The sequence below is a fragment of the Thermoactinomyces sp. CICC 10521 genome, assembly GCF_016055135.1.
Classification (GTDB): domain Bacteria; phylum Bacillota; class Bacilli; order Thermoactinomycetales; family Thermoactinomycetaceae; genus Thermoactinomyces_A; species Thermoactinomyces_A daqus.
This window is the reverse complement of record NZ_JAECVZ010000027.1, coordinates 13,156-37,692: the sequence shown is the minus strand read 5'-3', so window position 1 is coordinate 37,692 and position 24,537 is coordinate 13,156. Positions and strand designations below refer to the sequence as shown.

Below are 24,537 nucleotides of genomic sequence, written 5' to 3'. Positions count from 1 at the left end.
GGGATCCACCCGTTCCCATCCCGAACACGGAAGTTAAGCCCTCCAGCGCCGATGGTACTTGGGGTTCACCCCTGGGAGAGTAGGTCGTTGCCAGGCAAACCAAAAACCATCTCATTTTGAGGTGGTTTTTTGCTGTGAAAGATTGTGTCCGGACGGGACGCAGAGCCATGACTTTCATCTTTTAAAATATGATGCGAATATCATGTGTGGATCTCCTCCAAATCATATGGTCATGCCCCAGGCCCCAATAATCTTTCAGCAAATAATCAGGCTCACCCAATTTCTTTCGCCATATTTTCTGTGCATTGGGATATCCGCTGTCCAGACAAAATTCATTGATTCCCTTGTTAATCAGGGTGAGAATCATTACATTGAAGAGCAAAGTTCCAATTCCCTGTCTTTGATAATCCGGATGAACAAACACAGTTCCGATCTCAGGCAATTCTTTCAATGTTCCACCTGTGCAACGGTTGATCAGCTCTCTTGCGGGACCGTATTCAATAGTGCCGATAATTTTCTGACTCTTTTGATCGAGGGCAATCAAAAAATAACGAGCTTTTCCATTGCTGTCAAAATCACATTTCAAAGAGTGCTTCTTGTCTTCAATTTCCTTGTTCAGATCATCAACAAACTTCGACAGTCCTTCTTTGGCAAATGTGTCCTCAATCACGGTGCGGAAAAATTGATTCAATTCTTCGTTGTCTTCAATTCGCGGTCTTCTGATTTCCACATGACCCATTCAGTGTTTGTCCCCTTATCCTCTGATATTTCCTCATTTTTCTGATCCTTTGAAAATCCCTCTGGTAGAAAAGTTTATTTTACGACCGATGGATTGTAAAGATCGGATCCGCGGCTCCAGATAAAATGGCGGAAATCCCAAGAAAATAGTCGCCGATTTACGGTTGATCATCATCTTGCCGGGATGCAAATAGGGCGGGGAAACGGGGTGTGTCGCTTTCAATTACTAAGTTTTTCTGTGGATCACGTCAAATCGCGGGATTGAATTGATCCGCGAAGGGGCAGGCCGGAGGAAGGGGTCAAGCCGCGGGCAGCCGGGACAAGCAAAACACACGATCCCGGCGGAAATACTGTGACTGGTTTGGGTTGTCCCATCAGCCATTTTTCATTCCATTGGCTTGTGCGATCTGCTCAATATCCCGTTGCCCTTGATGAGCCGACTTTGCACAGGTATGATCTATTCAGGGTACAAGAATTTGGGACGAACCAACCCGCCGGCCGGCAGTAAAGAAGCAGCTGTAAACGAATCGGAGGAATAGGAAATGAACGGGCAATTAGAAAACATATTAAAAGAAGCGCAATCGATTATGGACGGGGACAATCTTACCGGGAAACAAAAAGATATCATCGGCGCCGCTCTGGAGTTGTTTGCCGAAAAAGGATACGACGGAACCACGACCCAAGCCATCGCGCAAAAGGCAAAGGTGTCGGAAAAAACGCTCTTTAAATATTTTGGCAGCAAACAGGAACTGTTCAGGCAAACGGTTTACCCTGCCATGCTAAAAGCATTGCAACCGATTCTGATGGAACGCACGGACAATATCTTGAACAACGGAAAGGACTACCATGATATTTTTTATGCCATCTTTAAGGACAGGGTCCAATTTTCCATCGAAAATACGGATGTCGTCAAGTTGGTTTTGCAGGAACTTCTGTTGAGTACGGAATTTCGCGAAGTGATTTCAAAGTTTGTGAAACAAAATGTGTTTCCGCGGATTTCGCAACTCAGCGAAAAGATCGGTGATGTAAGTTTGCCTGCTCCCGTTTTCGGCAGGATCGTGTTCAGTCTCCTCGCCGGATATGTCATAATGAGAACCATTCTGGCTCCGGAGCAGGAATGGGATGATGAAAAAGAGATACAACTTACCCTGGACGTTTTATTTCATGGCCTCGATCATCAGGCAGAACAGCGCCGTGGATGAGATTTGGCGATGGGGGATTGTGGCCGAAAAAATAAAAGAAGACTTGAGTTTTCCAGCAGGCAGCTCAAGTCTTTTTTATGGACCAATTTCCCCGTTTTCTCTCGCGGATGGACCCTTCGTGCAACAAACGGGATTGGCGGAAAACTTGACAAACTCATCAACCAAATCTCTGTTTTTTTGGGTCTCTTGATGTTTCATGGAATATCCCATATTTTATGAAGTTTTTTAATTTGAATATTGATTTTAAGCTGGATAATATTTGCAATAAAGGTAAACCAACCGGTCGGTTTATATATACTGGCTAGTTGGTATTGAATCCAAAATGAAATTCGGGAGTGATTGTATGAAAAAAAGTACGTTCCTTTCTGCTTGCCTCGCTTTGCTATTCGTATTTTCTTTCCACATTAACGCCTTTGCTGCAGACGCATCACGAGTGGATTTGAGACCTAGAGAAGACGTGAAAAGTACACGTGTGGTTGAGGTGTTACCCGGTGAAAAGTTGGGCGTGTATGTAAAGAACACGGACAATGTTGATGGAAATGATATGAGCTTTTATGTAGAAGGAACAAACATTGAGGGGGACTTAACTTACGGCAACCAAACATATAATCATCGATTTAATGTACGACCGGGAAAATACAGATTATTTTTAGTATGTGATGATCATTCGAATTGTCAAGGGTATGGAATTTTAAGCAGTAGAAGATAAAAGATCAAAACGCTGATTACAAAGCAATTGTCTGACAATCCCCGGTGGTAAAAAGCGGGTAAGGGTTGTCAGACTTTTTTTGTTTTGAAGAGTACGGCAACCGTTCACGGAATGATTTTCCGCATCTGAATTTATTCCGGACAGGCATCTGGCGGGATTGTCTCCGATTGTCCAAGGAATGGAACATGATTTGAGAAACCGTATAGGTAACGCAAATCATTTTGTGTTTATGCTGGAAACGCAGGGACGACATTTTTCCTGAGCGTTGATCATGGCCAATTTGGTATAAACCTCAAGTGATACGGCATGGAATTTGACAAACATATTCTAAATAATAAAATTAATTATCTTTTATCAAAAAATTCACTTTAATTTAACAGTAATATTCATTATAATACAAATAGATTGATACAACCATATGTCTATACCAATTTTTTGAATAAAGAGGTGATAGAGGAAAACGGAAGGGAAAGTGAAGCAGTAAGTGTTTGAGTTTTTTGAATCGGGTGAACGGAATATGACATAAGGACAGGAGTGAAATGGATGAAAAGCAAAAAAAATAAGGCCAGGTTTGGGAAGAGATTAGCCGTTGCTTTGATCATGCTGCTTCTGATCGGCATCTTGCCCGCCGGTGCCTTTGCCGGCAGTGCTCCAACTGCAAAAAGCCAGGCCGCAACCAGCGCAGCTTCCGGCAAAAACGTCGTCGCTTATTATCCGAGCTGGGCCACCTATGACCGTAACTTTCAAGTGATGGATATTGATGCCTCCAAAATCACCTATCTCAACTACGCATTTGCCAATGTTGTAAATGGGGAAGTGACTGTTGGTGATACTTATGCCGATACGGACAAGTTTTTCCCGGGGGATTGTTGGGACGCGGGTTGCAAACGGGGGAACTTTAACCAGTTGACGAAGCTGAAACAAAAATATCCCAATCTTAAAACAATTATCTCCGTGGGTGGATGGACATGGTCCGGCGGTTTTTCCGATGCGGCCCTGACCGATGCTTCCCGCACCAAATTTGCCGACAGTGCGGTTCGTTTTATACGCACATGGGGCTTCGACGGAGTGGATATCGACTGGGAGTACCCTGTCAGCGGAGGGTTGCAAAATGGCAGACCCGAAGATAAACAAAACTTTACTCTTTTAATTCAAAAATTGCGGGAAAAACTGGACGCTGCGGGGCAGCAGGACGGCAAACACTACCTGCTTACGATTGCTGCCGGTGCCAGCCCGAGCTACCTGCAAAATACCGAAATGGGCAAAGTAGCCTCTTACCTCGATTATGTGAACATCATGACTTACGATTTTCACGGGGGATGGGAACAGAGAAGCAATCATAATGCGCCGCTGTATGCCGATCCTGCTGATCCCTTCCCGGATAAATCGACCTTTAATGTCAGTGCTGCTGTTGACGGCTTTATAAGAGCCGGTGTGCCCGCTTCCAAAATCGTTCTCGGCCTTCCATTCTACGGGCGCGGATGGACAGGCTGCAACTCTGCCGGCAACGGACAATACCAGACATGTACGGGAACACCGCAAGGAACATGGGAATCGGGCATATTCGACTTTTCTGACCTGGAAGCCAATTATATCAACAAAAACGGGTATACCCGCTACTGGAACGATGTTGCAAAAGTACCTTATCTCTTTAATCCTTCCAACGGGACCTTCATCTCTTACGATGATGCCGAATCGATCGGGTATAAAACCAGCTATCTGAAGTCAAAGGGACTTGCCGGTGCCATGATCTGGGACTTGAGTTCGGATCGCAACAAAACGTTGTTAACGAAAGTTTATAACGACTTACAATAATCGTTTGATCTTTGATGTGAACCGGGGCGGTTTGGCCGACTGCCCCGGGTTTTATTTGCCTTGCGGGATGGATGATCGGATTGATCTCAATGTGTTTGCCATTTGGCCTGATCAATTCGCCCGTTTTCACAAAGAATCTCTCCAAAAACCGGCCGGACCATGGCAGGAGACTGATTCATATCGTTTTTTATGAAGATTAGTTATAATATAAATAAGATTCTGTTTTAACATAAAATTAGCCGGATAAATGGAGTGAGGGTTTAATCGGAAGGAAGTCGGAAATGGCGTAACGGTTTGCCGGAGAAGCGGCCATGATGATTGATGATCGACGCGAATCAAGGCGATGAGCCCTTGCAGGAGGGGATTCGGGTATGAGTCTGCAAATGTTTCTTCCGTTTGTTGGTGCTGAATCATCCCCGGTGAAAAATGAGGTGGAGAAAGGGGCGATTCGCAAGTTTGCCGAGGCCATCGGGGACCCAAATCCGATTTACCGGGATGAGGAGTATGCGAAAACGACGCGCTTTGGCCGAATTATCGCACCGCCGACGTTCAGCCGTACGTTTGACTATGGAGAGATTCCCGGTCTCAAGTTCAAGCAGGAAGGGCTGATACACGGAGAGCAGCAATTTGAATATTTCCGGCCGGTATTTGCCGGAGATGTCCTTTATTGCTCCACCAAACTGGCAGATGCCTATGAAAAAGAAGGAAAGCTGGGGCGCATGATCTTTCTGGTTTATGAGCAAAAAGCGGTGAATGAATCGGGCGAGACGGTACTGATTGCCCGATCCAATGTGATTTACCGGGGATAGGAGGGGGATGCTTTGTGGCTGGCAGACTGTTTCAACCAGGGGATCCGATCGGCCCGCTTGTCAAACCGCCCGTCACGAAAACCCAGCTGGTGATGTATTCTGGCGCTTCCGGCGATTTCAATCCGATTCACACGGTTGAGGAGTATGCGAAGGAAGCGGGGCTGGGCGGGGTGATTGCCCATGGGATGTTGACGATGGCGTTCGTCGGCCAGATGCTTACCGATACGATCGGCCTGGAAGGGCATTTGCGCACTTTCGGCGTCCGCTTTACCGGAATGGTGCGACCCGGCGATGTGATCACCTGTGCAGGGAAGGTTACCGAAACCCGGAATGACGGGGGACAACAGGTGGTTACCTGTGAAATCTGGGCTTCAACGCAAAAAGGGGATAAAGTGGTTACCGGCAAGGCAGAGTTTGCATTACCGATCAATTAACCAAGTTTGAAAGGGGTCGGAAAACAATGAGGTTAAAGGATCGCGTGGCGATTGTGACAGGTTCCGGCAGAGGAATCGGGGCTGCTACGGTGCAGAGGTTGGCAGAAGAAGGTGCGAAAGTGACCGTGACGGATGTGAATGCGGAATCGTGTGAGGCAACGGCGGCGAAAATTCGTGAGGCGGGCGGCGAAGCGATTGCCATCCCCTGCGATATCACGCAGCGTGAATCGGTGGAAGAGATGGTGAAAAAAACGGTGGACACGTTTGGCCGTCTCGATATTCTGGTAAACAACGCGGGCGTGATCCGCGATAATCTGGTTCATAAAATGACGGACGAGGACTGGGACGCTGTCATGAACGTCCATCTGAAAGGAACGTTTTACGCTTCGCAAGCCGCCCAGCGTTTCATGGTTCCGCAGCGCTATGGGAAAATTGTAAATTTCAGTTCCACATCGGCGCTCGGCAATCGGGGGCAGTTGAATTACTCGGCAGCCAAAGCCGGGATTCAAGGTTTTACCAAAACCCTCGCCATCGAGCTTGAAAAATTCAACATTAATGTGAATGCTGTTGCCCCCGGGTTCATCGAAACGGATATGACCAGAGCGACGGCGGAACGGATCGGGATTACTTTTGAACAACTGAAGCAAGCGGCGGCAGAAAACTCGTTGCTCGGACGCACGGGCAAACCGGTAGATGTGGCCAATGCGGTGCTGTTTTTGGTTTCCGATGAATCCAGCTTCATCACCGGTCAGGTTTTGTATGTGAGCGGCGGAATTTGAATGTGTGGAATTGTGCCGGCAGTCATCCCTTTTGCAGGCAACGGAAAAACCCCCGCTTTTTTCTCCGGCGGGGGTACGCAAGAAGAGCAATCCCAACAGGGCGATATTGCTCGTCCAGGGCGACAAAAGCCAGAAAAAGTTGCCGCGGCGGCTCTTTCTCCGCTCATCAAATTCTTCTTTGATCACGGAGTTTCACAGATAATTCCACTGGATTTGTCTCAAAAGAGCTTAAATCCCGATATGTATCGATTTCATTCCTGATGAAGTCCGTTTTTGCTCCGCTATTTCAAATTCGGTACTGTGACCACGTGATCACCGCCCCATTCGGGGGTGTCCATTTGATCCGGATCATAGGTCACTTGCTTTTTGATGGGCATATAAACCGTGCCGTCGGCAATCGTGGAAGGTCCGGAGTTGGTTTTGCTGTTGTTTCGGTTGGCGATCCCGCTCTGTCCGATCGCAAACGTGCTGGCGGTTGTCATGGAAATAACTTTGATCGCCCCGATATTGATGTTGATGGTGATGGGATTCATCTGGCCAACCTCCCTTCCCGGTCATCCAAACCGTTAACCTTGCCGTTTTTTTATTCTATGTAGGCAAGAGGGAAATGTTCCTGCACACTTGCCCGGTGGGCGGTATACAATAACCTGAGACCGGAAAAGGGAGATGCGAAAGCAACTCTTCTGCAGACAGTGTGAATCGTCAGACTTTGTTAGGATAGCGAAGCAGAGAGTTTTGAAAGCGAGAAGCCATTATAAATGAGTGGTTTTCATCTGCAATTACAGAAAAAAGATTGGAGTGGAGCATGATGGTTTTGCGAATCAAGGTCGGTGGATTCTCAGTGGAGCGATGCGCGCAAAATGCTGCAATGGCAAACGGCAGCAATGCAATTACCCAGCGTTCCTTGCAAAAACAAAACCTGTCAACGCTTTTGACCGGTTCCGGCCGGTTAAGGACAGCACGAGAGATGGTGGGGGTTGTTGATCCCGATTTTGAAGATATCAGCGGGTGGAGCGGGGACAACTATCAGATGAAAGATCCATCCTGAATCGAAAGGATCGTTTGGTCATGCCGAATTTTTTCAGTTTTGGTTTTCTGAGCAGCAATAATATCGCATCCAGCGGCTCCATCGGTGTCGGGCAAAACATTATCCAAAATCGGAACGCGATGAAGAACAACAGTGCTGCCCGCAGCGTGGGCATCGGTTTCAACAATGTTCCGGTAATCATTTACCAAAATCTCGATATGGACAATATCGATCAGCTTGCCACCGACTTCCAAAACCTCGGTGGGGGGCAATTGTAGGGAGGGATTTCATGTCTGCCTCCATTCATTTCGGTTTTTTTTTATCCAATGCCGTATCGACATCGGGTTCCATCAATCTGGGGGTCAACGTGGTCCAGAATCGCAATTCCAGCAAGCAGAATATTGGGAATCTCCAGACCTTTGAAGGGAACAGCTGGATGGCCACAAAAAAACTGATCAATTTTGATTCCGATATCGTGGATAACTATAGCGTTGATGCGAATAACTATGCCGGAGCCTGACTTTAGCTTTTATCAGGATGAAGGGAGAGAAACGGGATGAGAGAAGATAAAAATATTTGGGGATTTCATTGGGAAGAGATGAACCGGATGTTCCAGGAGGCTTCAGGCGGAACTGGCCGTTCCCTTTTTCCCGTGGATTTCAACTGGATGGAAGAGATCATCAAGACTTCGCTCGACAAAGCCTTTTCAGAAAATCATGACCTGCAAAAATCGTATTCGATCCCGAAACAATATCATATTTCAGAGCAAAATGACAAGATGGTCGTACAAGTGCCGACACCGGAAAATACCGATGTGAAGGATATTCGCCTCTTTTTGGACGTGAATCGGTTGATGATCACCGGGATCAACGAAGACAAAGAATTGATTACGCTGCCGGTGAGAGGCGACTGCGAGGGGAGTGAGGCACATTATAAAAATGGAATGTTGGAGATTTACATTCCTAAAGATAAAAGAAACAACTTTACGGAAATCATGATTCAGCACGCTTAATCTATGGCTTGTCATAAAAAATGAATCCTTCCCCTTTTGATGTGTTGAAGGAAGAATCAAGTCTTTTTTTTTGCTCGAAGACAGCCTGTTGGGGCGGGTTTGTATATGTAATTTGATCTGAATACTACTATTTTTTTATAAATTCATATTGTCAAATAATAATCGTTGTGTTAGTATTCAAATAAGTTGGTCGTACAAGATCATTATCGGACTAACTTGTACGTACAAATTGATGGCGTTCGTTATCCCTCGTTTTGTCGGAAGAAACGGGCCAAATTCGTACAGCATTTGTTGAAAGCGCTTCAATTATGGTGTTGGCGGAATGGGGGGAGAATGGAGAACGTGGAAAACGACAGCAGCTAAGAAAATCAGGGAGTCACTGGTACGGCCGGTTGTATGGACATTTGCAGGTTGTTTCACCCGATGAGATGAAGGAGCGCAGGTATGTTCACAATCAATTGCCGGATGGCGGGCCGGGAGCGGGGATTTTCATTGACCGGCCGGCGGTTCTGCCGTGCAAGGTGGATCAGGCAATGGATCCGGAGTTGACTCGTCATGCAAGATAAAACAGAACATGCAGAGGAGGAAGGAGATATGGGAGTGAAGAACGGTCGGGAGCGGAAGGTGACATTGGGGGTGATCGTCGGCAACCGTGGTTTTTTTCCGGGACATCTTTGCGAAGAGGGCAGGAAAAAGATCATCCAGGTGTTGCAAGAGGAAGGCTTCAAAGCGGTGATTCTTTCCCCGGAAGAGACGAGATACGGGGCGGTGGGAACGCTGGAAGATGCAAGGAAATGCGCCAACCTCTTCCGGCGGCACCGGGAGGAGATCGACGGCATTCTGGTTACTCTCCCCAATTTCGGGGATGAAAAGTCGATTGCCAACACCCTGCGACTGGCTGAATTAAATGTGCCTGTTCTTGTACACGCTTTTGCCGATGATCCTTCAAAGATGAGGGTTCAGGACCGGAGAGACAGTTTTTGCGGGAAGATCTCAGTCTGTAATAACCTCGCTCAATACCGGATTCCCTACACGCTGACGACACGGCATACGGTTGATCCGGACAGTTTGGAATTCCGCAGGGATCTGCATAAGTTTGCCGGCATCTGCCGGGTGGTGAAAGGTCTCAAACGGCTGCGGATCGGCGCCATCGGGGCAAGGCCTGCTGATTTCAACACCGTCCGTTACAGTGAGAAACTGCTTGAGGCAAACGGGATCAGTGTGGAAACAATCGATTTGTCCGAAATTTTGGGAAGGGCCAACCGTTTGTCGGATGAAGACTCTGCGGTCAAACAGAAATTGGAGGAGATTCGCACTTATATCGACACCAAAGGGATTCCGGAAGAGAGTATGCTGCGCATGTCCAAATTGGGCGTGGTGATTGACCGCTGGATGACAGACTGCGATCTGTCGGCGACGGCGATTCAGTGCTGGACTTCGATGGAGGAATATTTCGGTGTTGTTCCCTGTACGATCATGAGCATTATGAGCAATAATCTCCTGCCCAGCGCCTGCGAGGTGGATGTTCCGGGATTGGTCGGGATGTACGCTCTTCAGGAAGCAGCCAACCGGCCGAGTGCAATTGTTGACTGGAATAACAACTATGGCGATGATCCGGATAAAGCCGTGATCTTCCATTGCAGCAACCTGCCCAAAGATGTATTTGCTGAAGCATCGATGGACTATCAGGAGATTATCGCGGGAACTGTGGGCAAGGAAAATACTTACGGTACTGTAGTTGGACGGGTTAAGCCGGGAGCTTTCACCTATGCACGGGTTTCAACCAATGACCTCAGCGGAAAGCTGGAAGCTTATGTGGGTGAGGGAGAACTGACAAACGATCCCCTCTTGACCTTCGGCGGGTATGGAGTGGTCCGGATTCCCAACCTGCAGGGGTTGTTACGGTACATCTGCGAACGGGGCTTTGAGCACCATGTGGCCGTCAATTTGAGCCAGACGGCAGAAGCGTTGGAAGAGGCTATGGGCAAGTATTTGGGTTGGAGCGTCTATCATCACAGAGGGTAATTTTCTTTTGAGAAGGGGACAGGGGGAACCGATATGAAGCACGCTTTGCTCAATGCCAGTCTCATAGATTACTTCATTGTTGCCATCTACTTCGTTTTTGTTCTCGGGATTGGGTTTTTACTGAAAAATCGCATGAAGACGGGAGATGATTTCTTCCTGTCCGGCCGATCGATTCCAACGTGGATTACCAGCCTCGCTTTTCTCTCGGCCAACCTCGGGGCGATTGAAGTGCTGGGGATGGCGGCCAACGGTGCCGAGTATGGCATGCTGACTTCCCACTTCTATTGGATCGGTGCGATTCCGGCCATGTTGTTTCTCGGCCTGTACATGATGCCTTTTTACTATGCTTCCCGGGTACGGTCAGTGCCGGAATATCTGAAAATCCGTTACAATGAGGCGACCCGGGCTGTCAATGCGATTACGTTTGCCGTTATGACAGTCTTGCTGTCAGGGGTCAGCCTCTACTCAATGGCGCTGATTCTTCAGGTTCTGGTTGGCTGGTCGATCAATACCAGCATTTTGATTTCCGCGGTCGTGGTGTTGATTTACGTCGGGTTGGGCGGATTGACTTCCTCCATCTTTACGGAAGTGATCCAGTTCTTCCTCATCTGGCTTGGTCTTTTGCTGATCCCGATTCTGGGCATGCACGAACTGGGAGGATGGGCCGGGATGGCGCATCGCCTTCCTGAAGGCTTTACCCACCTGTGGTCCAATCTGGGGAGCAACGGGGAAAATGCGATGGGCATCAACTGGCTTGGTGTGGTGCTGGGACTGGGATTTGTCATTTCCTTCGGCTACTGGACAACCGATTTTCTCGTGGTGCAACGGGCATTCGCCGCCAAAAACATGCGTTCTGCACAAAATACGCCGATTTATGCCGCTTTCTTCAAAATGCTTGTCCCTTTTCTGGTCATCATCCCCGGTTTAATAGCCGCCGTCATCTTTCCCGATATCGGCAAGCCGGACGGGCCAAGCTACAATCTGGCTTTGCCTCTCCTGATTGAACGGTATTACCCCCCGGGTATTCTGGGGCTCGGTTTGACCGCGATGCTGGCCAGTTTCATGAGCGGCATGGCGGGAAATGTAACCGCATTCACCACGGTCTGGACATATGACATTTATCAGGCTTACATCAATAAACGGGCCAGTGACCAACATTATGTCAAAATGGGTCGGTGGACCGTTATTGTCGGTGTCCTGATCAGCATCGGCGCTGCTTATGTAGCTGCTGATTTTCCCAGTGTGATGGATTATATGCAGACATTGTTCTCGTTCTTCAATGCGCCCTTGTTCGCCACCTTCCTGCTCGGAATGTTTTGGAGAAGAGCGACGCCCTGGGGAGGATTTTGGGGATTGGTTTCAGGTATTGCCACAGCATTGATCCTGTACGTGGCTCTTCCCGACAACTTTTATTCCAGTCCGCAGGCGGGCAATTTCTGGCGTGCCTGGTGGGCATGGCTGGTTGCCTTCCTGATCACCGTCCTGGTCAGTTTCTTCACCAAACAGAAGCCGGCGGAAGAGCTGAAAGGAGTCGTATACAGCCGCGGGGCGTACCCGACCTATGACGATCTTGCCTGGTACAAGCGTCCCGGTTATATCGCCTTAATCCTCTGTCTCTTCTTTATCGGCTTTAATATCTGGTTCTGGTAGGAGGGCTTCCGATGAAAGATTCAAGTCTGTTTTATGACCTTCGGTTTCTGATTGGCCTTCTCTTCGTGATTTACGGGGTGATTCTCGGGGTTTACGGATTTCTCTACAATCCGCAGAAAGCGGTGCTCCACGGTTGGAACATCAACCTCTGGTGGGGAATTGTGATTTTCCTCTTCGGTTTGGTTTTCTTGGCGGCTTCACTTCGAAAGAGAGTGGGTTTGGCGAAAATGAAGGAAACGTCAGTTTCGGAAAGAACCCATTGAGGCGTTGGAAAAGCGTAAGCGATAGCGATGGAGGGTCAACGGTTCGGAAACGGCTGTAAGCCTGAAGGTCGCCGTGGCGGAATCGCGCCTGTTCATTGGGTGATATTGCGGGGTCGGGGCTGCTTTCCTGTATGGTATACTGGCTGTGTGACTAATTCATTGTAAAGGTGGAAAATATGGCCACAAAACGGAGCAAGGTAAAAGAAACGATTAAAGCTTGGCTGGTTAACGGGGAAGTCAAGCCGCATCAAAAAATCAAATCCGAACATGAACTGGCTGATTTGTTTCAGGTCAGCCGGCATACCATCCGCCAGGCGATCGGAGATTTGGTTTATGAGGGCTGGCTGTACCGAGAGCAGGGGCGCGGGACATTTTACAACGGTTTTCCGGGAAAAAGATCCAACAAAATAATCGGAATTATCACCACATATATATCGGATTACATTTTTCCGTCCATTATACGTGGAGCGGAATCATATTTAAACACCAAGGGGTACGGCATTTTGCTCGCCAGTACCAACAACCGGCCGGAAGATGAAAAAGAGTGTTTGCAGATGATGCTGGATAAACAGGTGGACGGTCTGATTCTGGAGCCGACCAAGACCGCCCTGTACAATGAGAACCTTGATTATTACCTGACCCTGGAACAAAAGCGCATTCCTTATATCATGATTAATGCTTATTATCCCAATCTGCAACCGCCCAGTGTGACGATGGATGATGAGCTTGGAGGTTACCTTGCGGGAAGGCACCTGATTGAGCTTGGTCATCGGAGGATTGCCGGGTTGTTTAAGACAGATGATCTGCAAGGCATCAAACGGATGAAAGGTTTTTTCAGAGCGCACAGGGAGGCCGGATTGCCAGTTCAGCCCGGAATGGTCATTTCCTATGGAACAGAAGAAAAAGAGGAAAAACCGAGAATGGCGTTTGCCCGTTTGATGAGGGAGAGAGACAGGCCGTCAGCCGTCTTTTGCTATAACGATGAAATCGCTCTCTCCATTCTCGATGTGATCCGCGAGCTGGCTTTGAAGGTGCCGCAGGACATTTCGGTTGTCGGATACGACGATTCTTTGTTGGCAGAAGCATCCGAAGTGAAGTTGACCACGATCAAGCATCCGAAGATGCAGATGGGGGAGATGGCCGCCAAATTGCTGATCGAAGCGGTTGAAAAAGGAGACCGGGGTCATGCCATCGAGTCGTTCGTCTTTCAGCCGGAATTGGTTGTGAGAAGTTCCACGGGAAAATGGGGCGGTACAAAGTAAAAAACGACATGCTTCAGTTGCAAAGCCGGCGGGCGTGAGGCGCGGGACGATGGAGGAAACGAAACTTGCGCCCCGCCATCCCGGTTGGGGGGATCCGGAATCGCAGAAACAGACGGATCATTCGGAACAATGGAGAACGGTAAAGAAGCAGTCCGTGAGTGTGTAAACCAGTGCATTCGGATCGCCGGAGGGGAGGAGATGTATGAAATACAGCATTGGTGTTGACTTTGGCACCCTGTCAGGGAGAACCGTGCTGGTGGAAGTGGAAACAGGAAAGGAAATCGCAACCGCGATCAAAGCGTATACCCATGGGGTAATCGATCGATATTTGCCGGATGGCATGACCAAATTGGAGCCGGATTGGGCTCTGCAACATCCTGCGGACTATCTGGAGGTTTTGCAGGTCACCATCCCGGAAGTATTGCAGAAAGCGGCGGTTTCAGCTGATGATGTGATCGGGATTGGAATCGATTTCACTTCCTGCACCATGCTTCCGGTTGATGCCGCCGGGATTCCGTTGTGCATGAAGGAAGAATTTAAAAAGAATCCGCATAGTTATGTGAAGTTATGGAAGCATCATGCCGCGCAGGAAGAGGCGAATCGCTTGAATGAAATTGCAAAGCAGCGGGGAGAGAAATTTTTGCAGCGGTATGGGGGCAAGATTTCTTCCGAATGGCTGATCCCGAAAATCTGGCAAATCCTGAATGAAGCTCCGGAGGTTTATGAAGCGGCGGATCAGATGCTTGAAGCGACCGACTGGGTGGTTTCCAGGCTCACGGGAGAAGTGAAGCGGAACAGTTGCACAGCCGGATACAAGGCGATTTGGGATAAACAAGAAGGGTATCCGTCCCGGGAGTTCTTTCAATCACTCGATCCGCGTCTGGCAACACTCGTCGAAGAGAAATTGAGTACGGATCTCTATCCGATCGGCTCCAAGGCGGGCGAACTTACGGCGGAGGCAGCGAAATTAACGGGATTAAAGCCCGGAACGGCCGTGGCCGTAGGCAATGTCGATGCACATGTATCGGCGCCGGCTGTGGGAATTACCGAACCGGGCAAAATGCTGATGATCATGGGCACTTCCACCTGCCATATTTTGCTCGGTGAAGAAAAAAAGGCTGTTCCCGGGATCTGCGGAGCGGTTGAAGACGGGGTGATTCAGGGACTGATCGGCTATGAGGCAGGGCAATCCTGTGTCGGAGACCACTTTGAATGGTTCGTTGAAAACGGTGTGCCCGCCCGTTATATGGAAGAAGCCAAAGAGCGGGGGATTGATATTCACCAGCTACTCACGGAAAAGGCGAGCCTCCTGAACCCCGGTGAAAGCGGTCTCATCGCGCTCGACTGGTGGAACGGCAACCGTTCAACACTGGTCGATGCCGATTTGACCGGAGTGATTGTCGGAGCAACCCTGCATACGAAGCCGGAAGAAATTTACCGCGCCCTGATCGAAGCGACTGCCTATGGCACCCGAATGATTGTGGAAACATTCAGGGAGCACGGGGTTCCCATCCATGAACTTTACGCGGCGGGTGGCATTGCGGAAAAAAACCGCCTGATGATGCAAATTTATGCCGATGTGCTTAACATGGAAATCCGCGTTTCGGCCTCAGCGCAAACGCCGGCCCTCGGAGCCGCCATGTTTGGAGCAGTGGCGGCCGGAAAGGAGCGGGGCGGGTACGATTCGATTGTTGAGGCGGCGAGGAAAATGGCGAAAGTAAAAGATGAGTATTATAAGCCGTTGCCGGAACATGCAGCCGTTTACGAAAAGCTGTATCAAGAGTACAAAAAACTTTACGACTACTTTGGCCGCGGTGAAAATAACGTGATGAAAAGACTGAAACAGATCAAGAAAACGGCAACCGCAAACGGAGATCAGTCTGCGCCGAGCGAAGGAGCGGAGAACGAATAGAGCTTCAGAGGAGGGACCGGAGTTGCTCGAACAGCTGAAACGGGAGGTTCTGGAAGCCAATAAGCAGCTTCCTCTCCACGGTTTGGTCACTTTTACCTGGGGGAACGTGAGCGGAATCGACAGGGAGAAGGGGCTGGTCGTCATCAAGCCAAGCGGGGTACCTTACGAAAAGATGAAGATCGAGGATCTGGCCGTTGTTGATCTGGATGGAAATCAGGTGGAAGGGAAGTTGAAACCTTCTTCCGATACTCCGACGCACTTGGCCTTATATCGAGCGTTTCCTGTGATCGGCGGAATTGTGCACACACATTCCCCTTGGGCGACGGGATGGGCACAGGCTGGCAGGCCGATTCCTGTGCTTGGAACCACGCACGCCGATTATTTTTATGGAGAGATTCCCTGTACACGGGAAATGACCTCTGATGAGATTCAGGGGGCGTATGAACACGAAACGGGAAAGGTCATCATTGAAACGTTTCAGGAGAAGGAGATTGATCCGGCGAAGATACCCGGCGTTCTCGTATACCAGCACGCGCCCTTCTGTTGGGGAAAAGATGCTGCAGATGCCGTTCACAACGCCGTCGTGCTGGAGGAAATCGCCAAAATATCCTTCCATACCTGCCAGCTGAACCCGGCGGTTACCCCGGTCAGCCAATTTCTGCTGGATAAACATTATCTGCGCAAACATGGTGTGCATGCGTACTACGGGCAAGGATGACGGAACACTGTGGGATATCCGGGATTCCTTGCTGAGAAAGCATTTGATCATCCGCGAACCGGACTGCAACACATCTTCACGAAAAGAGGAGGAGGAAGAAGATGCTGCCAGTCAACGGGAATTTAAAGGGAAAGGTGGCCGTGATCACCGGCGGCAGCGGCGTCCTTTGCAGCGCGATGGCCAGGGAGCTCGGCAGGCAAGGAGTCAAGGTCGCGATTTTGAATCGCAATCGGGAGAAAGGTGAAAAAGTCGCGGAGGAGATAAGAAGATCGGGCGGTGAAGCGATTGCTGTTTCCTGCGACGTCCTGGATGCGGAAAGCGTCAAGCGGGCGGAAAAGATTGTGACGGAGGAATTGGGCGTTTGTGACATTTTGATCAACGGTGCCGGCGGAAACCACCCCGAGGGCATTACAACACATGAAACGCTGAAGATCAGCGATCTCGGGCAGGAGGAAGTGAAGACATTTTTCGACTTGGGCCCGGAAGGATTTCAATATGTGTTCAGCCTGAATTTGCTGGGAACGGTGATTCCGACTCAGGTTTTTACGCGAAAAATGATCAGCAGAAAAGGGGCCATTGTGATCAATATGTCGTCGATGAGCGCACCGAGCCCCATGACAAAGGTTCCGGCTTACAGTGCGGCGAAAGCGGGAATCGAAAATTTCACGAAATGGCTGGCCGTTCATATGGCTGATGTCGGGATCAGGGTCAATGCCATTGCCCCCGGTTTTTTTCTGACGGAACAAAACCGCAGTCTCCTCTTGAATGAAGATGGCTCCCTGACCGAACGCTCGCGGAAAATCCTGTCTCATACACCGATGCGACGATTCGGTTCCCCCGAAGACCTGTTGGGAACGCTGCTCTGGTTGGCGGACGAAAACATGTCCGGATTTGTCACCGGGATTACTATTCCGGTGGATGGCGGTTTCTTGGCGTATTCCGGAGTTTGAAGGCGCATCCGACGACAGGAAGCGTTCATGTCGTATCAAAAACCCGGTGGATGAACGTTCAGTAAAAATCTTCAGAGCAGTGGTTTGCTGAAGTGGTGATTCATGTTCATTGCATGAATCACCACTTTTTTAATCATCTGTTCCCGTGTCAAAACCCATGATCGCTCCGATCATTGCACCTGTTTAGCCTGTTTGGAACTATGCCTTCCATGCTTGGAACAATTCATGGCTGTCCGTCAGGTCCAGGCGAGGCATCGCATGCCGGATGATGCAGAGATCTGTGTCATCTAGTCCGTCCTGCTCGTTTTCAAGGTTTGCAAAGGGGATAATCTTGATGGCAAGCTCTTTTTGCTTCCAATAACTTTCCCACAGGCGATTCCGGAGGGTAACCTGCGTGACGGGGGAAAGGGCAAACTGCTGATGGGTTCCGAGCAGGCGTGTAATCAGCCTGGTTTCCGGGCCATTGGTGTTTGTGGCGGAAGGTATCGGATTTTTCACCAGATGAACAGTGACCATATCTCCGACTTTCAGCCCGTTGTCCCGTTTTACGTCATCGCCGGTTGCCACGATCAGCCCCAGACCGCGGTGACCGGTTACGGTGAATTCCGGTTGGTTCTCATGGGCCAGCCCGGTAAGCTCGTTAAAATTTACTTCACTTGCCAGCATGTACAGTAACACTTGGCCTGGTTTCGGTTTGGCAACGGGGACGATTTTTCTGACGGCTTTTATTTGGCGGCAGCTTTGGTCGTTCTGGCAGATGATCACCCGGTAAGCATACTGCCACTCCGGAAGGGGAGTGAAGGGAGGGATAAAGGGTGTTCCGGGAGGCAAAATTTTCCCTTTTATGTTCTGTTGGGAAAAGCGATCACGCTGGAAAACGTCATTTTTCATCGGTTCATTCCCCCTGATTCGGTTTTTTATATTTCGCTGTTGTATGAAACCATTGGTCAGTTGTTGTAATATTACAATATCTGATTTTTTAATCTGTTATATAATAGTCTTGATGCTATTTTATCTTAGTGAGTCACTTCTTGACAAGGCTTTTTTGCAAATTTGCAAAAAATATCGACATGGAACAAGACGGGATGAACTTAGTTGTATAAATATTCTTAATATAATAAAATATAGGTAGATTTATATGAATTTATATTCAAATAAAAGGCGGGGTTAAACGCGGATGAAAGCGGTCATATTTCACGACGTGGGTGATGTGCGGGTTGAGACAGTGAAGGATCCGGTGATACAGGAACCTGCTGATGCGATCGTGCGGATTACGACAGCGGCGATTTGCGGATCCGATTTGCATCTTTATCACGGCACGATCCCGGGGATGATGCCGGGAGCGATCATCGGACACGAGTATGTGGGGGTAGTCGAAGAAGTGGGGCCACAAGTGCAAAGTTTCAAACGGGGGGACCGGGTGGTTGGAGCCTTTCACGTTGCTTGCGGCAAATGTCGAACCTGCCGGCGTGGTCACTATAACCAGTGTCGGTTTGGAGGTGTACTGGGCTACGGCGTGGCCTTCGGTAATTTGGATGGGACACAGGCTGAATTCGCGCGTATTCCGTATGCGGACTATACCCTGCGACGGGTTCCGGATGGGTTGAGCGATGAACAGGCGTTGTTTACCGGAGATATTCTGACCACTGCCTACGGAGCCGTTGTGAACAGCGGCTTGAAGCCCGGAGAAAACGTTGCCGTGATCGGTTGCGGTCCGGTCGGGATCATGGCAGTTCAGAGTGCCTTTGCTCTGGGAGCTTCCCAGGTCTTCGCAGTTGATCTCGTCAAAGAGCGGACCGAGCTGGCCGCGCAGCTGGGTGCGATCCCGGTTCCCTCAAAGGAGATGGATGCGGAAGCAAAAATCCGCGAATGGACCGACGGTGAAGGGGCGGACGTTGTGATCGAAGCAGTTGGAGGTTCAGCCACGCTTGCTTTGGGGTTTGAGCTTGTTCGCGGGGGCGGGCGCATATCCGCCGTGGGCATTACAGCGGAAGATACCTTTGCCTATCCGTTGATGGCCAGTTTGGTGAAAGATGTGACGTTTCGCCTCGGAGTTGCCAATATCCACCGTGACATTGATACGACGCTGGCACTGGTGCAGGGTGGACGGATTGATCCGACGGTGGTTGTTTCCCATCGTCTGCCTCTGGAGAAAGCGCCGGAAGGATATCGGCTCTTCGCCGAACGCCAAGCGAACAAGGTGATCTTGCAAGTGTCCAAGTGACGGGGTGATTTTGGCCAAGATCAACGATTTTGCCGGAGGTGCCTGAAAAAAGTTGAATCACTCCCTTTTATGGAGAATTGACCGATGCTGATTCTCTCTAAACCGGGGTTGAGAATGATACACATGGACAGATCGGGTTGGCCGTTCCCGCACCAATCCGGGGAGGAATGGATATGGAGATCGTAAAGAAGGCAACGTCGGGACCGTGATAAGCGCAGCTGGTTGATCCAAACGGAAGATCTTGTCAGACAAAGTAAAGAGGAATACCCGAAAGAGATTGCAAACGCCTGGCAGGGGGGGCTGATCCTGGACGAGCAGTGAGCAGAGGCGGAATTGGAGCCGATCCGCGCTGTAATCCTACATCATATCGATCTGTTGGAAAGTGCATCCGAAGCCAAAGACCATGAAAGCAACGTGCTTGACGCAATGTGGCAAATACACTGACGTATAATTGCCTCTGCTCCATTTTCATCATTTACACGACTCAAATGGGCTGGGGAGCCTTCAAAATTCCAAAATTGACTGTTCTTGATAAATGTTTTTTATTATTTTTAAAATGAAAAAATGGCGCAAACATAATGAAAGATATATCCAGGAGTGAGACCAATGGAATTTGAATTTCACATTACAGTCCAGGATTTAAGCCCTGCTGAAAGGGATGCATTCATAAGGCTTTGTCAATCGGAACAGGTCAAACCTCTAATGATCGTCTTGGATAAAGGAGATTACATCCGTCAGCCAATGTTTACGGGAGTGATTAAAAGGACGGATTTTCATGAAGCGAATAAAGAAGTCGACAAGATTGTAACCAAGTTTCAAGAAAATGGATTCACCATCATGAGAAAAAAAGTAGAGACGTCTCCAAATGAAGAACAGTACTTTTATCAACCACTGACCAAGCATTCTAAGCCTTACTTTGAATGGCATGGAAAAATTGAGGTTGATGATGTTGCCATGGTAAAGAATTTGTGCGCAGGTCTGGGCGGGCATCTTTCCAGAAACTCTTTAAATGCCAATGGAAAAGTGCGATTTATAACCGTCAGAGAATATGAAAGTAAGGAAAAATTCTATGAGAGAGTAGAGAAGATCCATTCTGTTTTAAAGGGAAATGGCATTGAATTTGTAAAAGAACAATATGAATTATGTATCTACGACAGCAGAGAAGAATTGGATCGTGGATGGCTTTCGTGAGAGGTTTCATGAAAACAGGGAGAGAGAATCGTGATCAGTCGGGAAAATTTAAAGGATATGGATTGGACGGAAATCGAACTGGTTGTGATGGAGGCGCTTTTGAGAAGGATATCACTGGTGGATATGCCATTTGCATTAAAAGGAAGCCTGTTAACGAGACAATATTTGGAGAATCCGGATATTCGGTATGTTGGAGACATCGACTTTTTGTATTTGGAGAAAATCACAGATGTCAATCAAGCCTATAAAACTTTCACAAATTGGATGACTCAAGTGACAGAAATGGATTTGAACGACGGAATCAAGTTTGTGAGTTTTCAAGAATATGGATATTGGAGAAACATAGACTATGCCATGGCAGATGATTTTCCGACAGTCAATACATATCTTGCTTATTATTTCACAGATGAGCCAAGAGATCCTGATGAGGATTATGATGAATATGATTCCGTTTTTCTGGATATTTCGTTTAACTTGGAATTGGACGTCAAACCTGTTCCGTTAGAGTATCGGACCGTTTATGGAGATCGTTTCATCGTTCCGTACACCATCCCCCTCTCGGTCCAGGTTGCTTGGAAGTTGCATCAAACGATTGTCAGACCCAGGTTTAAAGATCTTTATGATTTAAAGTTTTTGTTATCTCATCCGTCCTATGATCACCTTGACCTTCAAGAAACATTGCAGACCCTCGTCAATGAATGCAGGATGGATCAATCGATTACCAAAGCGGATATGAAAAAGGTTCTTGTCGATGATTTGAGAGGATTGTATGACTCATTATCCAATGATTCTGATCTGAAAGACTTTGCCGGCAGCCAAAATAAGGAAGAATATTTTATGCAGTTTGTGACTGATTTACGCAGAGTGATGGACCATGCCGGTATTAATAAGAATTCATTTGATCATTTGCCGAGTCCGACATAAGGGAAGAGAAGGATGATAAATACGAAATATTCGGTTTGTCCTTTCTGGATTCGCAGGGACCATCATGATCTTGATGTGTAAAGAGCTTTGGGCCATCCCCGGTTCTCTCATCGTTTTTCCGGATCTTTTCTTTTCCATGCTGCCATCGGTGAACGAATTTGGACGTTGCGGAGTAAGAAGTCCGAAGGAAAAGCAGGCCCTCTCCCCGGTGTTTTTGGGGAGAGGACTTTTTTAATTCTGCTCCGGAAGATGTTTGTTCTTACCCCGATGCCCATCAGTTTCAATTTTCTGACTATTTCCCGGTAGTCGCTTCCGGCAAGGAAAGTGTCAGGAGAAATCCTGTCGCCAGGAATAGAATCAACCCGTATATTCCTGCTTCGGGGCTGAAGGAAGCAGTCAGCCAGCCCACGATATACGGACCGAGGAAACCGCCCAGGTTCCCGAGTGCGTTGATTCCTCCCCGCACTGCCCCGGCAACATTGGCCGAAAAGAGAACCGGAGGGATGGCCCAGAAAACGCCGGATGCGGCCTGCAGGAAAAATCCGCATCCAACCAGAAAGGCAAAGGATACCCAAATCTGACTTTGGAATTGAACGGATAACAGCAAACAGAGCGCAAAACCCAGTAACGGCAACCCTGTGTACAGTTTTCGATTCATGCTCCGGTCGGACAGGGTTGCGAACAGGTATTGCCCGATCATCGTTGCGATGTACGGAAAAACGGACAGAATCCCGACACTTCCCATTCCCGCATGTGTCAATTGCTTTATGATGGTCGGAAGCCACAGGGTAAAGCCATAAATACCGGTCTGATAGCAGAAATAAATCAGAATTAACTTCCACATGTTTTTATTTGCGAAGAGTTCCGCAAATGAGGCGGGGCCTTGCGGATTTGCCTTGAGCAACTCCTGTTCCGTACGCCAGCGTTTCACCAAATAGTCTCGTTCCTGTTCGGAAATCCATTTCGCATCTTGCAGCCGGTCACTGATCAGAGGGAGCCAGACGAAGATCAAAGCCAGTGAAATTATCCCTTCAATGATAAACACCATGCGCCAGTTCCAAATACTTAAGATCCATCCGGACAAAGGGCCGGTAATAATGGAAGCGATTGCAATATTCATCATGAAGAACGCATTGGCTCGCCCGCGCTCTTCGTTGGGAAACCAGTGGCTGATGATAACCAGGATCGCCGGCCAAACCCCACCTTCAGCAACTCCCAACAGAAACCGGAGAATCATCAATTGCGTCGCGTTTTGCACAAATCCGGTCACGGTGGCCAGTGTGCCCCAGGCGATGATCGTCCAGGCGATAAACTTTTTTGCGCTTCCTTTTTCGGCAATGATTCCGCCGGGAACTTGGAGGATAATATACCCGACGAAAAAAATTCCGGCAGCAAGTCCGGATAGGGAAGTTGTCATCCCGAGCTCCCGATCCATTCCGCCCGCCATCGCGAATCCGATGTTGGTGCGGTCCATAAAAGCTACGATGTATACCAAAATTGCAGGGGGAATAATGCGAAGCCAACGCCGGTTTGGGAGCGTGTTGTTCAATCTCCACCGCCTCCTTTGGAAGTATTTCGCAGTTACCTGGTTGGGGAATTTCATTTTTGGATTGAAACTATTTTTATAGCGACATGTTATTATACTATTACAGATTTGTTATATTCGCAATATTCAGTGTATGTGTGAAAATGAATCAGTGTCCCGTATTTTGTTAAATCTCCGCTTGTTCAGCCTTTTGGGTTGTTGTTAAAAATGGGAGAATATTATATCATAACGAATAATTTTGTAAGGTTGTTAATGAAACAAGTGAGGAACATCTTTGTGTCTTTTCGGAACAACCGAAATAGAGACTGAGCAAAACGGGAGCGGGGTTCCCATGCCCCGGCTTGCGATGGGATTTTCACCGGAAAAGGAGAGATCAAGATTGGCGGCCATCATTGAACTGAACGATGTTACTTGGAGAAGGGGAGATCAGACGATTCTCCATCAGGTCAACTGGAAGGTTTCACCAGGTGAGCACTGGGCGATATTGGGGCTGAACGGGTCGGGGAAAACGTCATTGCTCAATCTCATAAACGGTTATTTCTGGCCCTCGCAAGGAAAAATCAGCGTGTTGGGCCACCCGTTTGGCAAAGTTGACTTAAGAGAACTGCGGAAGTCGATCGGCTGGGTCAGTTCGTCTCTGCAAGAGAGAATCAATGGACGGGAGCGGGCGCAAAATGTGGTGCTCAGCGGGAAGTTCGCCTCGATCGGTCTGTACGAAAAAACAGGCGAAAATGATGTGAAACGAGCCCGTCAGTTGATGGAGCAATTGGAGTGCGGCCATTTGTTCGACCGTTCCTATCAAACCTGTTCCCAAGGGGAGAAACAGAAGCTGCTCATTGCCCGCGCCTTGATGGCTTCACCCAAACTGTTGATTTTGGATGAAGCTTGCAACGGGCTTGATTTTCTCTCCAGAGAGGCATTGCTGTCCAGTATTCGTCAGCTGGCCGAAAGTTCAGATGCCCCTCATCTGCTGTTTGTGACTCACCACATTGAGGAAATACTGCCGATCTTCACCCATACCTTGTTGCTTCGCCGGGGCCGTGTCTTTGCCAAAGGAGAAACGCGGACCGTATTAAACAGTTCCAACCTGTCCGCTTTTTTTGAAACCCCGGTCGAAGTAAACTGGCGAAATGATCGGGCATGGCTTTCCGTTTCCGAAACGAAGACAAATGATCTGGAAGTGATCAGAACCTTACGGTAATTCCGACAGCCGATTTCCAACCCGCTTGGATTTCGGCTTTTTAAATGGTTTCTTTCATCGGCAAAATCAACAAAATTTCTTTTATTGTTTATTTCACACTTTTCGACTAAATATACAAAACAATAAGAATGTTATATAGAATTCAA

Annotated in this window: 27 protein-coding genes and 1 rRNA gene; 24 read left to right on the top strand and 4 right to left on the bottom strand. The window is 48.5% G+C overall.

The window, feature by feature from the left end:
• Nucleotides 1-96: ribosomal RNA gene (rrf, locus tag I8U17_RS14805) — 5S ribosomal RNA — on the top strand; the annotation flags it as partial.
• Between the two features lie 85 nt (nucleotides 97-181).
• Here rrf and I8U17_RS14800 read toward each other — a convergent pair.
• Nucleotides 182-739, bottom strand: coding sequence for a GNAT family N-acetyltransferase (locus I8U17_RS14800; RefSeq protein ID WP_033101307.1), 558 nt, complete (start codon nucleotides 737-739; stop codon nucleotides 182-184).
• A 541-nt stretch (nucleotides 740-1,280) separates the two neighbouring features.
• Here I8U17_RS14800 and I8U17_RS14795 point away from each other — a divergent pair.
• The 7 genes from I8U17_RS14795 to I8U17_RS14765 all read left to right on the top strand — a co-directional run bounded on the left by I8U17_RS14795 (nucleotide 1,281) and on the right by I8U17_RS14765 (nucleotide 6,747).
• A complete protein-coding gene (locus tag I8U17_RS14795) occupies nucleotides 1,281-1,940 on the top strand; it encodes a TetR/AcrR family transcriptional regulator (protein WP_198055123.1) in 660 nt (219 codons plus the stop codon).
• A 343-nt stretch (nucleotides 1,941-2,283) separates the two neighbouring features.
• Entirely contained in the window at nucleotides 2,284-2,649 is a 366-nt protein-coding gene (locus tag I8U17_RS14790) for a hypothetical protein (protein WP_033101304.1), read from the top strand.
• A 543-nt stretch (nucleotides 2,650-3,192) separates the two neighbouring features.
• Nucleotides 3,193-4,464, top strand: coding sequence for a glycoside hydrolase family 18 protein (locus I8U17_RS14785; RefSeq protein WP_052154254.1), 1,272 nt, complete (start codon nucleotides 3,193-3,195; stop codon nucleotides 4,462-4,464).
• Nucleotides 4,465-4,835: 371 nt separating this feature from the next.
• The gene (locus I8U17_RS14780) at nucleotides 4,836-5,273 is read left to right on the top strand and encodes a MaoC family dehydratase N-terminal domain-containing protein (protein WP_198059687.1); all 438 of its coding nucleotides are present in this window, start codon (nucleotides 4,836-4,838) and stop codon (nucleotides 5,271-5,273) included.
• Between the two features lie 14 nt (nucleotides 5,274-5,287).
• Complete coding sequence (locus I8U17_RS14775; RefSeq protein ID WP_198055121.1) at nucleotides 5,288-5,707, top strand: MaoC/PaaZ C-terminal domain-containing protein; 420 nt, start codon at nucleotides 5,288-5,290, stop codon at nucleotides 5,705-5,707.
• Between the two features lie 26 nt (nucleotides 5,708-5,733).
• Nucleotides 5,734-6,486, top strand: a complete 753-nt coding sequence (locus I8U17_RS14770) for an SDR family NAD(P)-dependent oxidoreductase (protein WP_198059686.1) — start codon at nucleotides 5,734-5,736, stop codon at nucleotides 6,484-6,486.
• 12 nt (nucleotides 6,487-6,498) lie between these two features.
• The gene (locus I8U17_RS14765; protein ID WP_198059685.1) at nucleotides 6,499-6,747 is read left to right on the top strand and encodes a hypothetical protein; all 249 of its coding nucleotides are present in this window, start codon (nucleotides 6,499-6,501) and stop codon (nucleotides 6,745-6,747) included.
• A 20-nt stretch (nucleotides 6,748-6,767) separates the two neighbouring features.
• On the opposite strand, the gene I8U17_RS14760 is transcribed toward I8U17_RS14765, so the two are convergent.
• A complete protein-coding gene (locus I8U17_RS14760; RefSeq protein WP_033101299.1) occupies nucleotides 6,768-7,019 on the bottom strand; it encodes a spore germination protein in 252 nt (83 codons plus the stop codon).
• A 275-nt stretch (nucleotides 7,020-7,294) separates the two neighbouring features.
• On the opposite strand from I8U17_RS14760, the gene I8U17_RS14755 reads away from it, so the two are divergent.
• The 12 genes from I8U17_RS14755 to I8U17_RS14700 all read left to right on the top strand — a co-directional run bounded on the left by I8U17_RS14755 (nucleotide 7,295) and on the right by I8U17_RS14700 (nucleotide 17,305).
• Nucleotides 7,295-7,534: a hypothetical protein gene (locus tag I8U17_RS14755; protein WP_033101298.1), complete on the top strand. Its 240-nt coding sequence runs from the start codon at nucleotides 7,295-7,297 to the stop codon at nucleotides 7,532-7,534.
• A 20-nt stretch (nucleotides 7,535-7,554) separates the two neighbouring features.
• Nucleotides 7,555-7,791 (top strand): hypothetical protein, encoded by a 237-nt coding sequence (locus tag I8U17_RS14750; RefSeq protein ID WP_081943892.1) that lies wholly within the window; start codon nucleotides 7,555-7,557, stop codon nucleotides 7,789-7,791.
• A gap of 11 nt (nucleotides 7,792-7,802) precedes the next feature.
• Nucleotides 7,803-8,033, top strand: coding sequence for a hypothetical protein (locus I8U17_RS14745; RefSeq protein ID WP_198055119.1), 231 nt, complete (start codon nucleotides 7,803-7,805; stop codon nucleotides 8,031-8,033).
• Between the two features lie 36 nt (nucleotides 8,034-8,069).
• Nucleotides 8,070-8,525, top strand: a complete 456-nt coding sequence (locus tag I8U17_RS14740; RefSeq protein WP_198055118.1) for an Hsp20/alpha crystallin family protein — start codon at nucleotides 8,070-8,072, stop codon at nucleotides 8,523-8,525.
• A gap of 308 nt (nucleotides 8,526-8,833) precedes the next feature.
• Nucleotides 8,834-9,091 (top strand): hypothetical protein, encoded by a 258-nt coding sequence (locus I8U17_RS14735; protein ID WP_152568566.1) that lies wholly within the window; start codon nucleotides 8,834-8,836, stop codon nucleotides 9,089-9,091.
• 28 nt (nucleotides 9,092-9,119) lie between these two features.
• The gene (locus tag I8U17_RS14730) at nucleotides 9,120-10,550 is read left to right on the top strand and encodes an L-fucose/L-arabinose isomerase family protein (protein WP_033101312.1); all 1,431 of its coding nucleotides are present in this window, start codon (nucleotides 9,120-9,122) and stop codon (nucleotides 10,548-10,550) included.
• A gap of 33 nt (nucleotides 10,551-10,583) precedes the next feature.
• Nucleotides 10,584-12,200: a sodium:solute symporter family protein gene (locus tag I8U17_RS14725; protein ID WP_198055117.1), complete on the top strand. Its 1,617-nt coding sequence runs from the start codon at nucleotides 10,584-10,586 to the stop codon at nucleotides 12,198-12,200.
• An 11-nt stretch (nucleotides 12,201-12,211) separates the two neighbouring features.
• Nucleotides 12,212-12,463 carry a hypothetical protein gene (locus I8U17_RS14720; RefSeq protein WP_052154252.1) on the top strand — a complete coding sequence of 84 codons (252 nt, stop codon included), beginning with the start codon at nucleotides 12,212-12,214 and terminating at the stop codon, nucleotides 12,461-12,463.
• A 176-nt stretch (nucleotides 12,464-12,639) separates the two neighbouring features.
• Nucleotides 12,640-13,725 (top strand): GntR family transcriptional regulator, encoded by a 1,086-nt coding sequence (locus I8U17_RS14715; RefSeq protein ID WP_033101294.1) that lies wholly within the window; start codon nucleotides 12,640-12,642, stop codon nucleotides 13,723-13,725.
• A gap of 202 nt (nucleotides 13,726-13,927) precedes the next feature.
• Nucleotides 13,928-15,637, top strand: coding sequence for a ribulokinase (araB, locus tag I8U17_RS14710; RefSeq protein WP_198059684.1), 1,710 nt, complete (start codon nucleotides 13,928-13,930; stop codon nucleotides 15,635-15,637).
• Nucleotides 15,638-15,659: 22 nt separating this feature from the next.
• Nucleotides 15,660-16,355 carry an L-ribulose-5-phosphate 4-epimerase gene (gene araD, locus I8U17_RS14705; protein WP_198055114.1) on the top strand — a complete coding sequence of 232 codons (696 nt, stop codon included), beginning with the start codon at nucleotides 15,660-15,662 and terminating at the stop codon, nucleotides 16,353-16,355.
• A 101-nt stretch (nucleotides 16,356-16,456) separates the two neighbouring features.
• A complete protein-coding gene (locus tag I8U17_RS14700; RefSeq protein WP_033101292.1) occupies nucleotides 16,457-17,305 on the top strand; it encodes an SDR family oxidoreductase in 849 nt (282 codons plus the stop codon).
• Between the two features lie 198 nt (nucleotides 17,306-17,503).
• Here I8U17_RS14700 and I8U17_RS14695 read toward each other — a convergent pair whose 3' ends face one another.
• Nucleotides 17,504-18,196 (bottom strand): alcohol dehydrogenase catalytic domain-containing protein, encoded by a 693-nt coding sequence (locus I8U17_RS14695; RefSeq protein ID WP_033101291.1) that lies wholly within the window; start codon nucleotides 18,194-18,196, stop codon nucleotides 17,504-17,506.
• Nucleotides 18,197-18,482: 286 nt separating this feature from the next.
• Here I8U17_RS14695 and I8U17_RS14690 point away from each other — a divergent pair, with 286 nt between their 5' ends.
• From I8U17_RS14690 to I8U17_RS14680, 3 genes are all read left to right on the top strand, one after another.
• A complete protein-coding gene (locus tag I8U17_RS14690; protein ID WP_198059683.1) occupies nucleotides 18,483-19,529 on the top strand; it encodes an alcohol dehydrogenase family protein in 1,047 nt (348 codons plus the stop codon).
• A gap of 606 nt (nucleotides 19,530-20,135) precedes the next feature.
• Entirely contained in the window at nucleotides 20,136-20,720 is a 585-nt protein-coding gene (locus I8U17_RS14685; protein WP_198059682.1) for a hypothetical protein, read from the top strand.
• Nucleotides 20,721-20,750: 30 nt separating this feature from the next.
• On the top strand, nucleotides 20,751-21,644 hold the full coding sequence (locus I8U17_RS14680; RefSeq protein WP_198059681.1) for a nucleotidyl transferase AbiEii/AbiGii toxin family protein: 894 nt from the start codon (nucleotides 20,751-20,753) through the stop codon (nucleotides 21,642-21,644).
• 292 nt (nucleotides 21,645-21,936) lie between these two features.
• Here I8U17_RS14680 and I8U17_RS14675 read toward each other — a convergent pair whose 3' ends face one another.
• Nucleotides 21,937-23,193: an MFS transporter gene (locus I8U17_RS14675; RefSeq protein ID WP_198059680.1), complete on the bottom strand. Its 1,257-nt coding sequence runs from the start codon at nucleotides 23,191-23,193 to the stop codon at nucleotides 21,937-21,939.
• Nucleotides 23,194-23,569: 376 nt separating this feature from the next.
• On the opposite strand from I8U17_RS14675, the gene I8U17_RS14670 reads away from it, so the two are divergent.
• Nucleotides 23,570-24,391: an ABC transporter ATP-binding protein gene (locus tag I8U17_RS14670; RefSeq protein WP_198059679.1), complete on the top strand. Its 822-nt coding sequence runs from the start codon at nucleotides 23,570-23,572 to the stop codon at nucleotides 24,389-24,391.
• Nucleotides 24,392-24,537: the final 146 nt, after the last annotated feature.

Excerpts from the sequence above, each read along its gene's own strand:
- I8U17_RS14800 (WP_033101307.1), bottom strand. The coding sequence starts at position 739 with ATGGGTCATGTGGAAATCAGAAGACCGCGAATTGAAGACAACGAAGAA.
- I8U17_RS14795 (WP_198055123.1), top strand. The coding sequence starts at position 1,281 with ATGAACGGGCAATTAGAAAACATATTAAAAGAAGCGCAATCGATTATG.
- I8U17_RS14790 (WP_033101304.1), top strand. The coding sequence starts at position 2,284 with ATGAAAAAAAGTACGTTCCTTTCTGCTTGCCTCGCTTTGCTATTCGTA.
- I8U17_RS14785 (WP_052154254.1), top strand. The coding sequence starts at position 3,193 with ATGAAAAGCAAAAAAAATAAGGCCAGGTTTGGGAAGAGATTAGCCGTT.
- I8U17_RS14780 (WP_198059687.1), top strand. The coding sequence starts at position 4,836 with ATGAGTCTGCAAATGTTTCTTCCGTTTGTTGGTGCTGAATCATCCCCG.
- I8U17_RS14770 (WP_198059686.1), top strand. The coding sequence starts at position 5,734 with ATGAGGTTAAAGGATCGCGTGGCGATTGTGACAGGTTCCGGCAGAGGA.
- I8U17_RS14760 (WP_033101299.1), bottom strand. The coding sequence starts at position 7,019 with ATGAATCCCATCACCATCAACATCAATATCGGGGCGATCAAAGTTATT.
- I8U17_RS14755 (WP_033101298.1), top strand. The coding sequence starts at position 7,295 with ATGGTTTTGCGAATCAAGGTCGGTGGATTCTCAGTGGAGCGATGCGCG.
- I8U17_RS14750 (WP_081943892.1), top strand. The coding sequence starts at position 7,555 with ATGCCGAATTTTTTCAGTTTTGGTTTTCTGAGCAGCAATAATATCGCA.
- I8U17_RS14745 (WP_198055119.1), top strand. The coding sequence starts at position 7,803 with ATGTCTGCCTCCATTCATTTCGGTTTTTTTTTATCCAATGCCGTATCG.
- I8U17_RS14740 (WP_198055118.1), top strand. The coding sequence starts at position 8,070 with ATGAGAGAAGATAAAAATATTTGGGGATTTCATTGGGAAGAGATGAAC.
- I8U17_RS14735 (WP_152568566.1), top strand. The coding sequence starts at position 8,834 with ATGGTGTTGGCGGAATGGGGGGAGAATGGAGAACGTGGAAAACGACAG.
- I8U17_RS14730 (WP_033101312.1), top strand. The coding sequence starts at position 9,120 with ATGGGAGTGAAGAACGGTCGGGAGCGGAAGGTGACATTGGGGGTGATC.
- I8U17_RS14725 (WP_198055117.1), top strand. The coding sequence starts at position 10,584 with ATGAAGCACGCTTTGCTCAATGCCAGTCTCATAGATTACTTCATTGTT.
- I8U17_RS14720 (WP_052154252.1), top strand. The coding sequence starts at position 12,212 with ATGAAAGATTCAAGTCTGTTTTATGACCTTCGGTTTCTGATTGGCCTT.
- I8U17_RS14715 (WP_033101294.1), top strand. The coding sequence starts at position 12,640 with ATGGCCACAAAACGGAGCAAGGTAAAAGAAACGATTAAAGCTTGGCTG.
- araB (WP_198059684.1), top strand. The coding sequence starts at position 13,928 with ATGAAATACAGCATTGGTGTTGACTTTGGCACCCTGTCAGGGAGAACC.
- I8U17_RS14700 (WP_033101292.1), top strand. The coding sequence starts at position 16,457 with ATGCTGCCAGTCAACGGGAATTTAAAGGGAAAGGTGGCCGTGATCACC.
- I8U17_RS14695 (WP_033101291.1), bottom strand. The coding sequence starts at position 18,196 with ATGAAAAATGACGTTTTCCAGCGTGATCGCTTTTCCCAACAGAACATA.
- I8U17_RS14690 (WP_198059683.1), top strand. The coding sequence starts at position 18,483 with ATGAAAGCGGTCATATTTCACGACGTGGGTGATGTGCGGGTTGAGACA.
- I8U17_RS14685 (WP_198059682.1), top strand. The coding sequence starts at position 20,136 with ATGGAATTTGAATTTCACATTACAGTCCAGGATTTAAGCCCTGCTGAA.